Annotated in this window: 10 protein-coding genes; 3 read left to right on the plus strand and 7 right to left on the minus strand. The window is 69.3% G+C overall.

All coding sequences use genetic code 11. The features are described 5' to 3' along the window. Positions 1–185 precede the first annotated feature (185 nt). From OG709_RS26320 to OG709_RS26330, 3 genes are all read left to right on the plus strand, one after another. Entirely contained in the window at positions 186–2,576 is a 2,391-nt protein-coding gene (locus OG709_RS26320; protein WP_266640578.1) for a polysaccharide lyase 8 family protein, read from the plus strand. A gap of 201 nt (positions 2,577–2,777) precedes the next feature. Beyond that, the gene (locus tag OG709_RS26325) at positions 2,778–4,361 is read left to right on the plus strand and encodes an acyl-CoA carboxylase subunit beta (protein ID WP_266640577.1); all 1,584 of its coding nucleotides are present in this window, start codon (positions 2,778–2,780) and stop codon (positions 4,359–4,361) included. Between the two features lie 29 nt (positions 4,362–4,390). Then, positions 4,391–4,597, plus strand: a complete 207-nt coding sequence (locus OG709_RS26330; RefSeq protein ID WP_250297604.1) for an acyl-CoA carboxylase subunit epsilon — start codon at positions 4,391–4,393, stop codon at positions 4,595–4,597. 225 nt (positions 4,598–4,822) lie between these two features. Here the strand turns inward: OG709_RS26330 and OG709_RS26335 are convergent, their stop codons facing one another. The 7 genes from OG709_RS26335 to OG709_RS26365 all read right to left on the minus strand — a co-directional run bounded on the left by OG709_RS26335 (position 4,823) and on the right by OG709_RS26365 (position 11,466). Further along, positions 4,823–5,404 (minus strand): GTP-binding protein, encoded by a 582-nt coding sequence (locus OG709_RS26335; protein WP_250297603.1) that lies wholly within the window; start codon positions 5,402–5,404, stop codon positions 4,823–4,825. Continuing rightward, on the minus strand, positions 5,385–5,936 hold the full coding sequence (locus OG709_RS26340; protein ID WP_250297602.1) for a DUF742 domain-containing protein: 552 nt from the start codon (positions 5,934–5,936) through the stop codon (positions 5,385–5,387). Before OG709_RS26340 ends, OG709_RS26335 begins: the two co-directional genes overlap by 20 nt. An 89-nt stretch (positions 5,937–6,025) precedes the next feature. Continuing rightward, positions 6,026–6,439, minus strand: a complete 414-nt coding sequence (locus OG709_RS26345) for a roadblock/LC7 domain-containing protein (protein ID WP_250297615.1) — start codon at positions 6,437–6,439, stop codon at positions 6,026–6,028. Between the two features lie 10 nt (positions 6,440–6,449). Beyond that, positions 6,450–9,626, minus strand: coding sequence for a nitrate- and nitrite sensing domain-containing protein (locus OG709_RS26350; RefSeq protein ID WP_329167779.1), 3,177 nt, complete (start codon positions 9,624–9,626; stop codon positions 6,450–6,452). Between the two features lie 336 nt (positions 9,627–9,962). Then, entirely contained in the window at positions 9,963–10,544 is a 582-nt protein-coding gene (locus OG709_RS26355; RefSeq protein ID WP_250297600.1) for a GTP-binding protein, read from the minus strand. Then, positions 10,525–10,932: a DUF742 domain-containing protein gene (locus tag OG709_RS26360; RefSeq protein ID WP_250297599.1), complete on the minus strand. Its 408-nt coding sequence runs from the start codon at positions 10,930–10,932 to the stop codon at positions 10,525–10,527. The genes OG709_RS26355 and OG709_RS26360 overlap by 20 nt, the downstream gene beginning before the upstream one ends. A gap of 120 nt (positions 10,933–11,052) precedes the next feature. Further along, positions 11,053–11,466, minus strand: coding sequence for a roadblock/LC7 domain-containing protein (locus OG709_RS26365; RefSeq protein WP_250297614.1), 414 nt, complete (start codon positions 11,464–11,466; stop codon positions 11,053–11,055). Positions 11,467–11,470 lie beyond the last annotated feature (4 nt).

The raw sequence follows: 11,470 nt of genomic DNA on the forward strand, positions 1-11,470 counted from the left end.
CCTCTTCGCGCAGTCGGGCCGACCGTTTCGCGCAGTCGGTGAGAAAGCGCTTGCTCCCGGTTCGTGAGGATCCGGGGGCAAGCGCTTTCTGTTTGTGTTGTCCAGACCATTGCTCCGGCCCCGAAAGCCCTGCTAGAACCGCCAGGAGTAGTTCTCGACACCCCCTCTTCGCCCGGGAGTTCGCCGTGCCCCTGTTGCCCCCTTGGTCCCGCCGTACCTTCCTCGCCACCGCGGGCGCGAGTGCGCTGACCCTCACCGCCGTGCCGTACGCCGCCGCCGCACCGGGCACCACCGCGACCGGGACCACGGCGCCGGCCGCTGCCGCGGGCGGCGACGAGTTCGCCACGTTGCGCGGACGCTGGCTGGACCTCGCGCTCGGCACCGGCTACGACGCGACCACCGAGCCCTACGCCACCCGGCTCAAGCAGACGGGCACCATGGCCGCCGGCTTCCGCGCCTCGATGGCCCCCGCCGCGACGTCCCTCTGGGCGGACTGCCCGTTCGACCCGCCGGCCGGGATCACCCAGAGCTACTCGCGGCTCTGGACGATGACGCAGGCCTACCTCCAGGACGGCACCGGACTCACCGGCGACGCGGGCCTGCTCGCCGATGTGATCAGCGGCATCGACCACGTCTCGGCGAAGGTCTACCACGCGGGAACCACCCCCTACGGCAACTGGTGGGAGTGGCAGATCGGCAGCCCGCGCCTGCTCATGGACCTGGTCGCCGCGCTGTACGACCACCTCACCGAGGCGCAGATCCAGGCGGCGTGCGCCGCCGTCGACCATTTCATTCCGGACGCCGTCCTCGCCGACTACTCCGGCACGTCGACCGGCGCCAACCGGGTCGACCTCTGCCGTTCGGTCGCCATGCGCGGGGTCAACGGCCGTTCCGCCGAGAAGATCGCGCTCGCCAGGGACGCCCTCTCGCCGGTGTTCCCGTACGTCACCGAGGGCGACGGCCTGCACGCCGACGGCTCGTTCATCCAGCACACCACGATCGCCTACTCGGGTACGTACGGACAGGTCATGCTCGACGGGCTCGGCAGGCTCTTCACCCTGCTCGCCGGCTCCACCTGGGACGTCACCGACCCCAACCGGCAGATCATCCTGGACAGCGTCGAGCACGCCTACGCGCCGGTCATCTACAACGGTCTGGCGATGGACAGCGTCAACGGCCGCGCGGTGAGCCGGGGTTACCTCAAGGGTGACGACGCGCACGTGATGCGCAGCGACCACTTCCACGGCAACGGGCTGATCGCCGCCATGGCCGTCATCGCGGGCGGAGCGCCGGACGAGGAGCGGCTGCGCTGGCAGGGAATGATCAAGGGCTGGATCCGGCGGAACACCGTCACGCCGCCGCTCACCGCCCCCCAGTTCGGCGTCGCGGACCTCTCCCGGCTCCAGGCGGTCGCCGATGCCCCGGTGAAGGCGGCCCCGGAACCGGTCGCGCACGCGCTGTTCGCGTCCATGGACCGGGCCGTCCACCGCCGCCCCGGCTGGGCCGCGAACCTCTCGATGAGCTCCGAGCGCATCTCGTACTACGAGTGCGGCAACGGCGAGAACCCGCACGGCTGGCACACCGGCGCCGGAATGCTCTACTGGTGGCCGGGGGAGCAGGCCAACGACCAGTACACGGACTGGTTCTGGCCGACCGTCGACCCGTACCGGATGCCCGGAACGACCGTGTCCACCAAGCGACTTGCCGACAATGCGGGCGGCGAGTGGGGCGCGGCGAAGCCCGCCGTCCAGTGGGTGGGCGGTGCGAGCGACGGGGAGTTCGCCGCCGTCGGCCAGCATGTGAAGGGGCTGAACTCGACCCTCGAAGCCCGGAAGTCCTGGTTCTGCGTCGCCGACACCGTGATCTGCCTCGGGGCGGGGATCACCGCCACCGACGGCGTCCCGGTCGAGACGGTCGTCGACAACCGGAACCTCGGCGCGGGCGGCAAGGGCGCGTTCACCCTCGACGAGCGCCGCCGCCCGAAGTGGGCGCACCTCGCGGGCCACGGCGGCTGGGTCTTCCCCGGCGGCACGGACGCGCTGCACACCCTGCGCGAGGCCCGCACCGGGTCGTGGAACGACATCAACACCACCAGCTCCACCGAACAGCAGACCAGGACCTTCCAGACCCTCTGGCTGGACCACGGCAAGGACCCGTCGGACGCGTCCTACGCCTACCTGCTGATGCCCGGCGCCTCCCGCCGTACGCTCGCGGCCCGCGCGGACGACCACGGCTGGCTGGAGGTACTCGCCAATACGGCCGCGCGGCAGGCCGTCGCGGTACGCTCGCTCGGACTGACCGCCGCGAACTTCTGGCAGGCGGGTACGGTGGGCCCGCTGACCGCCTCCGCCCCGGCGAGCGTCCTGGTGCGGCGCAAGCAGCGCACCGCGACCCTGCACATCAGTGAGCCGCCGCGCACCGGACAGCCGGTGGAAATCACCTGGAAGCAGCCGGTACGCCGGGTGACCGCGGCCGACCCCTCGGTGCAGGTACTGTCCACCGGGCGCTCGCTGCGGCTGCGGATCACCCCCGGCACGGTGGGGGCGACGCACACCTGTCAGGTGACGCTCGGCTGATCCGGGCCGACCCGGCGGGCCGGGCCCGGCGGGAGACCCCCGCAGGACCCCACTTGTAGGACCTGCACAATCCAGGGTGGCCCTGGACTGGTACTTCGGCCGATCGGCCGGGGACTTCTGTCCAGGGCAACCAGGAAACTGGTCCGGAGACTGTACGAAGTGCACTGCGTATTTTCTTGGCAGGCTTCGTAGGGTCAGTACATGACCGTTTTGGACGAGACCGTGGGTGAGCCCACCGACGCGCGTGGCCGGGTGGCCGAGCTGCTGGCGCTGCGTGAGCAGGCGCGGCGCGGACCGAGTGAGCGCGCGACCGAGGCCCAGCACGCGAAGGGCAAGCTGACGGCGCGCGAGCGCATCGAGCTGCTGGTGGACCCGGGCTCGTTCAGGGAGGTCGAGCAGCTGCGGCGGCACCGGGCGACCGGGTTCGGCCTTGAGGCGAAGAAGCCGTACACCGACGGTGTCATCACCGGGTGGGGCACGGTCGACGGCCGGACGGTCTTCGTCTATGCGCACGACTTCCGGATCTTCGGCGGCGCGCTGGGCGAGGCGCACGCCACGAAGATCCACAAGATCATGGACATGGCGATCTCGGCGGGTGCGCCGCTGGTGTCGCTGAACGACGGTGCGGGCGCCCGTATCCAGGAGGGTGTCTCGGCGCTCGCCGGGTACGGCGGCATCTTCCAGCGCAACACCAAGGCGTCCGGGGTCATCCCGCAGATCTCGGTGATGCTCGGCCCGTGCGCGGGCGGCGCGGCGTACTCGCCCGCCCTGACCGACTTCGTCTTCATGGTCCGTGAGACCTCCCAGATGTTCATCACCGGACCGGACGTGGTCCGCGCGGTGACCGGTGAGGAGATCACCCAGAACGGGCTCGGCGGCGCCGACGTGCACGCCGAGACCTCCGGCGTCGCGCACTTCGCGTACGACGACGAGGAGACCTGCATCGCCGAGGTCCGCTACCTCATCTCGATGCTCCCCTCGAACAACCGTGAGAACCCGCCGTCGCACCCCAGCGAGGACCCGGCCGACCGGCGTTCCGAGGTTCTGCTCGACCTGGTGCCCGCGGACGGCAACCGCCCGTACGACATGCACAAGGTCATCGAGGAGCTCGTCGACGACGGCGACTACCTGGAGATCCACGAGCGCTGGGCCCGCAACATCATCTGCGCCCTCGCCCGGATGGACGGACAGGTCGTCGGCATCGTCGCCAACCAGCCGCAGTCCCTGGCGGGTGTGCTGGACATCGAGGCGTCCGAGAAGGCCGCGCGCTTCGTGCAGATGTGTGACGCTTTCAATATCCCGATCATCACGCTGCTCGACGTGCCCGGCTTCCTGCCGGGTGTGGACCAGGAGCACGGTGGCATCATCCGGCACGGGGCGAAGCTGCTCTACGCGTACTGCAACGCGACCGTGCCGCGGATCTCGCTGATCCTGCGCAAGGCCTACGGGGGTGCGTACATCGTCATGGACTCCCAGTCCATCGGCGCCGACCTCACCTACGCCTGGCCCACCAACGAGATCGCGGTGATGGGCGCCGAGGGCGCGGCCAACGTCATCTTCCGCAAGCAGATCGCCGAGGCCGAGGACCCCGACGCCATGCGTGCCCGCATGGTCAAGGAGTACAAGGCCGAGCTGATGCACCCCTACTACGCCGCGGAGCGCGGGCTGGTCGACGACGTCATCGACCCGGCCGAGACCCGTGAAGTGCTCATCGCCTCGCTCGCGATGCTGCGGACCAAGCACGCCGATCTGCCCTCGCGCAAGCACGGCAACCCGCCTCAGTAACCCGCACGCCTCAGCAGAGGAGACACACCTTGAGTACTCCCACCGCCGCCGCATCGCTGCTCCGGGTCGAGAAGGGGCACGCGGAGCCGGAGGAGCTGGCCGCGATCACCGCGATCCTGCTGGCCCGCGCCGGTACGCAGCCCGCGGCCCCGGCCCACGTGAGCCGCTCCACGGCCGGCTGGCGCCGCCTGGAGCGCACGCCGGGATTCCGCGCGCCGCACTCCTGGCAGGGCTGAGCCCCTGGCTTCCGGGCCCTCGCTGCTCCCTCCGGGGAGCGGCGGGGGCCTGTTTCTTGTGTCCCCGGTCCGCCGGGACGAACCAAGCCCGTCCGGCGACCGAGGACACCCTTGGAGCCCCTCCGGCGATCGAGGAGCCGGGGCGGTGGGGCGGGAGCCCCGCAGGCAGCAGAAGGCCCGCACCCCCGAAAGGGCGCGGGCCTTCGTCGCGTACTGGCCGCGGACCTACCGCAGGCGGGCCATCAGCGCGTGCTCCACCAGCGTGATCAGCGCGCTCTTCGCGTCCGCGCGGTGTCGCGCGTCGGTGGTGAGGATCGGGGTGTCCGGCCCGATCTGGAGCGCCTCGCGGACCTCGTCGGGGGTGTACGGCTGGTGTCCGTCGAAGCCGTTGAGGGCGATGACGAACGGCAGCCCCGAGTTCTCGAAGTAGTCCACCGCCGGGAAGCAGTCGGCGAGGCGGCGGGTGTCGACCATGACCACGGCGCCGATCGCGCCGCGCACCAGGTCGTCCCACATGAACCAGAAACGGTCCTGCCCGGGGGTGCCGAACAGGTACAGGATCAGATCCTGGTCCAAGGTGATGCGTCCGAAGTCCATGGCCACCGTCGTGGTGGTCTTGTCCCCGGTGTGCGTGAGGTCGTCGATGCCTGCCGAAGCAGACGTCATGACGGCCTCGGTACGCAGCGGGTTGATCTCCGAGACGGCGCCTACGAACGTGGTTTTGCCCACGCCGAAGCCCCCTGCCACCACGATCTTCGCGGAGGTAGTGGAGCGGGCTGCACCGCCGCTAGAGCTTGCGAAGTCCACTGAGCACCCTTTCGAGCAGTGTCACATCTGGCTGGCCGCCGACGGCATCGTCGCCGCCGGGCTGATGAATCGCGACGAGCCCGGCCTCGGCCAGATCGGCGACGAGGATGCGGGCGACGCCGAGGGGAATCGTGAGCAGCGCCGAGATCTCGGCAACGGACTTGATCTCGACGCAGAGTCGGCAGATCCGCTGGTGCTCGGGCAACTGCCCGTGCAACTGCGAAGGTTCTGCCGTGGTGCTGACCAGTGCCTCGATGGCGAGCTGGTAGCGCGGCCGGGTCCGGCCGCCGGTCATGGCGTACGGGCGTACCAAAGGATTGTGGGCCGCGGGAGCCGGATCCGGCTCAGGGGCCCAGTGCGGCTGCACCGGCTGGATACGGGGCGGCTGGTCGTACGGAGAAGGCGGCTGCGGCTCACCGGAGGGGCGACCGTGTCTGCCGGGCGTGGAGGGAAAATCGAAACGGTTCCGGTCGAACTCGCCCGGAGACTGCTGCCCGCCGTAGTAGGGGTGATCGCCTGGTGGTGTTGACACGTTTCCTCCTCCGACTGCCGGTCGCTGTTCCTGTGGAGCCGCGCCACCGCACCATAAGGCGCGGTGGCCAGAAACGCACTGTCTGTTTGCTAGTTGAGAAGGCTGCCCTGCAATTCCGCACGGAGGTCCGGGGTGAGCACGTTGCCCGCACGGTCCACCAGCAGGGCCATCTCGTACCCCACCAGACCGATGTCGGCCTCGGGATGGGCGAGTACGGCCAGCGAGGAACCGTCGGAGACGGACATGATGAAGAGGAAGCCGCGCTCCATCTCCACGACGGTCTGGTTGACATGACCGCCCTCGAAGATCCGGGACGCCCCCGCGGTGAGCGAGGTCAACCCGGAAGCGACTGCCGCCAACTGGTCGGCGCGGTCACGCGGAAAGCCTTCGGACATCGCCAGAAGGAGTCCGTCGGCGGAGACCACCACGGTGTGGGACACCCCGGGGGTGTTGTCCACGAAGTTGGTGATCAACCAGTTCAGGTTCTGCGCCGCCTGGCTCATCGGGCTCACACTAACGCTCCTGGTTGTAGGTGCTGTCAGGACCACTGTGGTGAATCCCGGTGGCCTGACCGTTCGTGTCACTACCTTCATTGCGTCCCCGCAGGACGCCACGGCGCAGGTTGCTCAACCTGCCCCGGACGTCTTCGGGCGCGCGGGAGACCTGGGGGCCGCCCTGCGGGGTCTGTTCAGCCTTGCCCTCGACCAAGTTGGCCTTGGGCACCCGCACGGGGAGGCCGGAGGGGGTGACCCCGCCTGCCTTCGGCTCGCGCAGCTTCTCCGCCCGCTGCCAGCGCTCGTCGTTCGACGACTGCCAGTCCTCGGGTCCGCTGCGTTCCCCGTCCCCACTCTGCTGTTCGGGGTCCGGCTTCGGCGGCTGCGGCTGACCTCCGCGGCGGGGAAGCCCTGCGTCGGTCAGTTCGTGGGAGGTGCTCGGAGACGGTCCCGGACGGGGGAAGCCTACGCGCTCGGAAGCGCTCGCGGGAGCGACCGGAGCAGATTCCGCTTCCGGCTGGTAAGCCGTCCGAAAACCGTCCTGGTACGTGGCCTGACCAGCCCAGTCGTCCTGATGTGCCTGGGGGTCGAACGGGCTGTCGTACGAAGCCTGCTGAGCCGCCGGGGCGAGGTGTCCGGAGTCCGTCGGAACCGGTTCCGCATAGTCAGTTCCGGGGTAGCCGTCGGAGCCCGGGTAGCCGTTCTGTCCGTACGACTCCTGCTGCGGCTGCGCCGGCTGCTGTACGTACTGCGCGTAGTCCTCGTGCTGCGGCTGCTGGTACTGCTGCCGGCCGAACTCGTCCTGCCCGTAACCGGCCTGAGCAGGCGCCTCGTCGCGGAAGAGCGGCCGTCCGCCGCCGGAGGACGGTCCGTCCAGCGCGGGCCGCCCGCGCGGCGGTGCGACGGGCAGCGGCTGAAGGGGCTCGCCGTCGCCGTACCGGGTGTCGTCGAAGCCGAGTTCGGCCGCCGTCGGCGACGGAGCGGTCTCGAAGGACAGCTGTTCCCGGGACTGCTGCTCGGGAATGATCGAGGAGACGTCGAAGTCGTCCGCGGGCAGCGGCTCGCCGCCGCCCCCGTGGGTGATGGCGTCGGGGAGCATGACCAGCGAAGTGGTGCCCGCCTGCTCGCCCGAGGGGCGCAGCTGGACCCGTACCCCGTGCCGGTCGGCGAGGCGGCCCACCACGAAGAGCCCCATGCGCTGCGAGATCGCCGCGTCCACCGTCGGCGGGTTGGCCAGCTTGTGGTTGATGTCCGCGAAGTCCTCGGCGGTGAGGCCGATGCCCTTGTCATGGATCTCGATCATCACCCGGCCGTCCGGCAGCCGGGTCGCGGTGACCCGCACCTTGGTCTGCGGCGAGGAGAACGTGGTCGCGTTCTCCAGCAGCTCGGCGAGCAGATGCACGAGGTCGGTGACGGCCTGGCCGTGGATCTCGGTCTCGGTGACGCCGGTCAGCTCGATGCGCTCGTACGACTCGACCTCCGACGACGCGGCCCGCAGCACATCGACGAGCGGCACCGGCTGGTTCCACCGGCGGCCGGGCTCCTCACCCGCGAGGACCAGCAGGTTCTCACCGTTGCGGCGCATCCGGGTCGCCAGGTGGTCCAGCTTGAAGAGGCTCTCCAACTGCTCCGGCTCGGCCTCGCGGTTCTCCAGCGCGGTGATCAGCGTCAGCTGGCCCTCGATGAGCGACTGGTTGCGGCGCGAGAGGTTGGTGAAGATCGCGTTGACGTTGCCCCGGAGCATGGCCTGCTCGGACGCGAGCCGGACCGCCTCACGGTGGACCTGGTCGAAGGCGCGGGCGACCTCGCCGATCTCGTCCTGGGTGTTGATCGGGATGGGCTGTACGCGGGTGTCCACCCGGCCCGGATCGGTACGCGAGAGCTGGTCGACCAGCGTCGGCAGCCGCTGCTCGGCTATCCCGAAGGCGGCCGTGCGCAGCCGTCGCATCGCGTGGCTCATCTGGCGGGCCATCATCCCGGCCAGCACGAAGGCCGCGAGGAGGGCGACCAGGACGACGGCGCCGTTGGTGACGGCGTCCTTCTTCGCGTCGCGCGAGATCTTCGCCGCGTCCCCGACCGCGTTGTCGACCAGGTGTTTCTCCAGGGCGCTGTAGCCGTTGAACTTCACCCCGGCCGCCGTGCTCCAGGATTCGGCCGTGATGCCCTTGGCCCGCAGCGCGGCGGGGCTCTGGCCCTTGCCGATCTCCGCCGCGATGCCGTCGAACACCGAACCGCCCTTGGACGGCGGCGTCACATAGGACTTCTTCGCGTCCTTGGCCGCCTGCCTGTCCTGGTCGATTCGGGTCCTGCCCGAGGCGGCCTGCGCCGCCATCTCCGACTTCAGGTTGTCGGCGTCGGCCTGGGTGCCGCCGGAGAGGTACTCCTGGAGGGCGATCTGCTCCAGGTAGTTGTACGAGTTGAAGGCGACGACCTGTGCCTGGAAGGTCGCGGGATCCTTGCTGGGCCGCACCAGCAGATGGGTGCCGATGGCCCGCTGAAGCGATTCTGCGGCCTGGGCCAGCTGGATCGCGTAGACCGTACGCCCGTAGCTGGTGATGTTGCCGGTGCCGAGGCCGAGTTCGTTGGAGAACTCCATCAGCGAGTGCTGGACCTTGACGTAGCCCTCTTCGGTCCTCACCGGGTCCATCGCCTGGATGTAGGCGGTCTTGCGCAGCGTGGGGAGGGTGGGTTCCTCGACCCGGAAGAGCTGCAGACGGCGCTGGAGGCCCTTCTTCCGGGGCAGGTTCTTCACCGCGGTGTCGAAGGACTTCGCGGCGTCGTCGGTGCGCCGGTACGCCTCGGCGACGAGCGCGTTGCCGTCGCGGTGGTTGGACAGCAGCGGCTCGGCGCTGATGTCGCGCTCGGCCAGCAGCGCCTCGCTGTACGCGGAGGCGGCCCGTACGACGAGAGCGACCTGCTCGGCGTCCTGCGCCTGGTTCCAGGTGGTGATCGAGTCCTTGACCTGGAATCCGCCCATGACCAGGCCGACGACGACCGGGATGAGGAGGATCGCGTTGAGCTTGGTGGGCACACGCCAGTTGCGAGGCGACAGTCTGCTCCCGCTGCTGCCGAGGTCACCGTCCCCCGAGGGGGTGGCAGCCCCGGTCCTTCCGGCGGAAGACGCAGCCGACCGCGACGGCGGGGTGAAGTTCCCCCGCGTCTGTTCCGCCGCGGAGCTGTTCCTGCTTCGCCTCACTCGACCAACAACCTCTCGGCGTCGGCACCTACGGTGTGCCGTTTTCGTTCAGAGCCGTACTACTCGGGAGTTCGTCGAATTCCAGCACGTCGGGCGGCATGGCTCCAAACAGCTGGAACCAGCCGCACCGAGTGGCGTACGCCTCAGATAAAACGGTCATACAGAGCGAGCCCAGCCAAAAGCAGGGACCGATATGAGCACAGCGACACCGATCGAGTGCAACGGGTGTCCGCAGTCGATGAATTCTCTGTCGAAACGTTATGAACATGGGGGCGGATCGTGTCAAAGGACGCAGCCCGCCCCAGAACACCTACGGCAACTGCCGTATGGGGACGACTACTTGAGACGTGCCATGAGTGCGTGCTCGACGAGGGTGATGAGTCCGCTCTTTGCATCTGCGCGGTGTCGCGCGTCCGTGGTGAGGATCGGGGTGTCGGGGCCGATCTGCAGGGCCTCGCGGACCTCGTCGGGGGTGTACGGCTGGTGTCCGTCGAAGCCGTTGAGGGCGATGACGAACGGCAGCCCCGAGTTCTCGAAGTAGTCGACCGCCGGGAAGCAGTCGGACAGCCTGCGGGTGTCGACCAGCACGATGGCGCCGATCGCGCCGCGCACCAGGTCGTCCCACATGAACCAGAAGCGGTCCTGCCCGGGGGTGCCGAACAGGTACAGGATCAGGTCCTGGTCGAGCGTGATGCGTCCGAAGTCCATGGCGACGGTGGTCGTCGTCTTGTCCCCGGTGTGCGTGAGGTCGTCGATGCCCGCGGAAGCGGACGTCATGACGGCCTCGGTACGCAGCGGGTTGATCTCCGAGACGGCGCCGACGAAGGTGGTCTTGCCGACGCCGAAGCCCCCCGCCACCACGATCTTCGCGGAGGTGGTCGATCGAGCCGCTCCGCCGCTAGAGCTTGCGAAGTCCACTGAGCACCCTTTCGAGCAGTGTGACGTCCGGGGTACCGCCGGCCTCGCCGTTGCCCGGCTGGTGGATGGCCACCATGCCGGCCTCCGCCAGGTCGGCCACGAGGATCCGGGCGACGCCCAGCGGCATCGAGAGCAGCGCCGAGACCTCGGCCACCGACTTGACCTCGCGGCACAGGTGGCAGATCCGCTGGTGCTCGGGGAGCAGGCCCGCGAGATGCACCGGGTCGGCCGTGGTGCTGACCAGCGCCTCGATGGCGAGCTGGTAGCGCGGCCGGGTCCGGCCGCCGGTCATGGCGTACGGACGTACCAGCGGCTGGTTGCCCTCACTGTCGTACGACGCGTCGTGCAGGGCGCCGTACGGATCGTGCGAGGCGGGGGGCGGGGTCATGGATCCTCCGGGCGTGACAGCGGTGAGTCGGAGTGCCGTCTGTTTGGGCCGGTGGGGGGGTCGGGATACGGCCGGACGGTAGGTGAGGAAGGTACGGGCAAAACCTGTGGGTGACGCTGTCTAGTGGAGCAAGCTCCCCTGGAGTTCGGCGCGCAGGTCCGGGGTGAGGACGCTGCCCGCACGGTCGACCAGCAGGGCCATCTCGTATCCGACCAGACCGATGTCGCAGTCCGGGTGGGAGAGCACGGCCAGCGAGGAGCCGTCCGAGACCGACATGAGGAAGAGGAAGCCGCGCTCCATCTCCACCACGGTCTGGGCGACGTCGCCGCCTTCGAAGATCCGGGAGGCACCCGCGGTGAGCGAGGTCAGCCCGGAGGCCACTGCCGCCAATTGGTCGGCACGGTCACGCGGAAAGCCTTCGGACATGGCCAGAAGAAGTCCGTCGGCAGAGACCACCACCGTGTGGGACACCCCGGGGGTGTTGTCCACGAAGTTCGTGATCAACCAGTTCAGATTCTGCGCCGCCTGGCTCATCGGA

The organism is Streptomyces sp. NBC_01267, assembly GCF_036241575.1.
In the GTDB taxonomy this organism is placed as follows: domain Bacteria; phylum Actinomycetota; class Actinomycetes; order Streptomycetales; family Streptomycetaceae; genus Streptomyces.

What these genes read in the sequence shown, in the direction of transcription:
- OG709_RS26325 (WP_266640577.1), top strand. Translation starts at nt 2,778, where the DNA reads ATGACCGTTTTGGACGAGACCGTGGGTGAGCCCACCGACGCGCGTGGC.
- OG709_RS26360 (WP_250297599.1), bottom strand. Translation starts at nt 10,932, where the DNA reads ATGACCCCGCCCCCCGCCTCGCACGATCCGTACGGCGCCCTGCACGAC.
- OG709_RS26345 (WP_250297615.1), bottom strand. Translation starts at nt 6,439, where the DNA reads ATGAGCCAGGCGGCGCAGAACCTGAACTGGTTGATCACCAACTTCGTG.
- OG709_RS26365 (WP_250297614.1), bottom strand. Translation starts at nt 11,466, where the DNA reads ATGAGCCAGGCGGCGCAGAATCTGAACTGGTTGATCACGAACTTCGTG.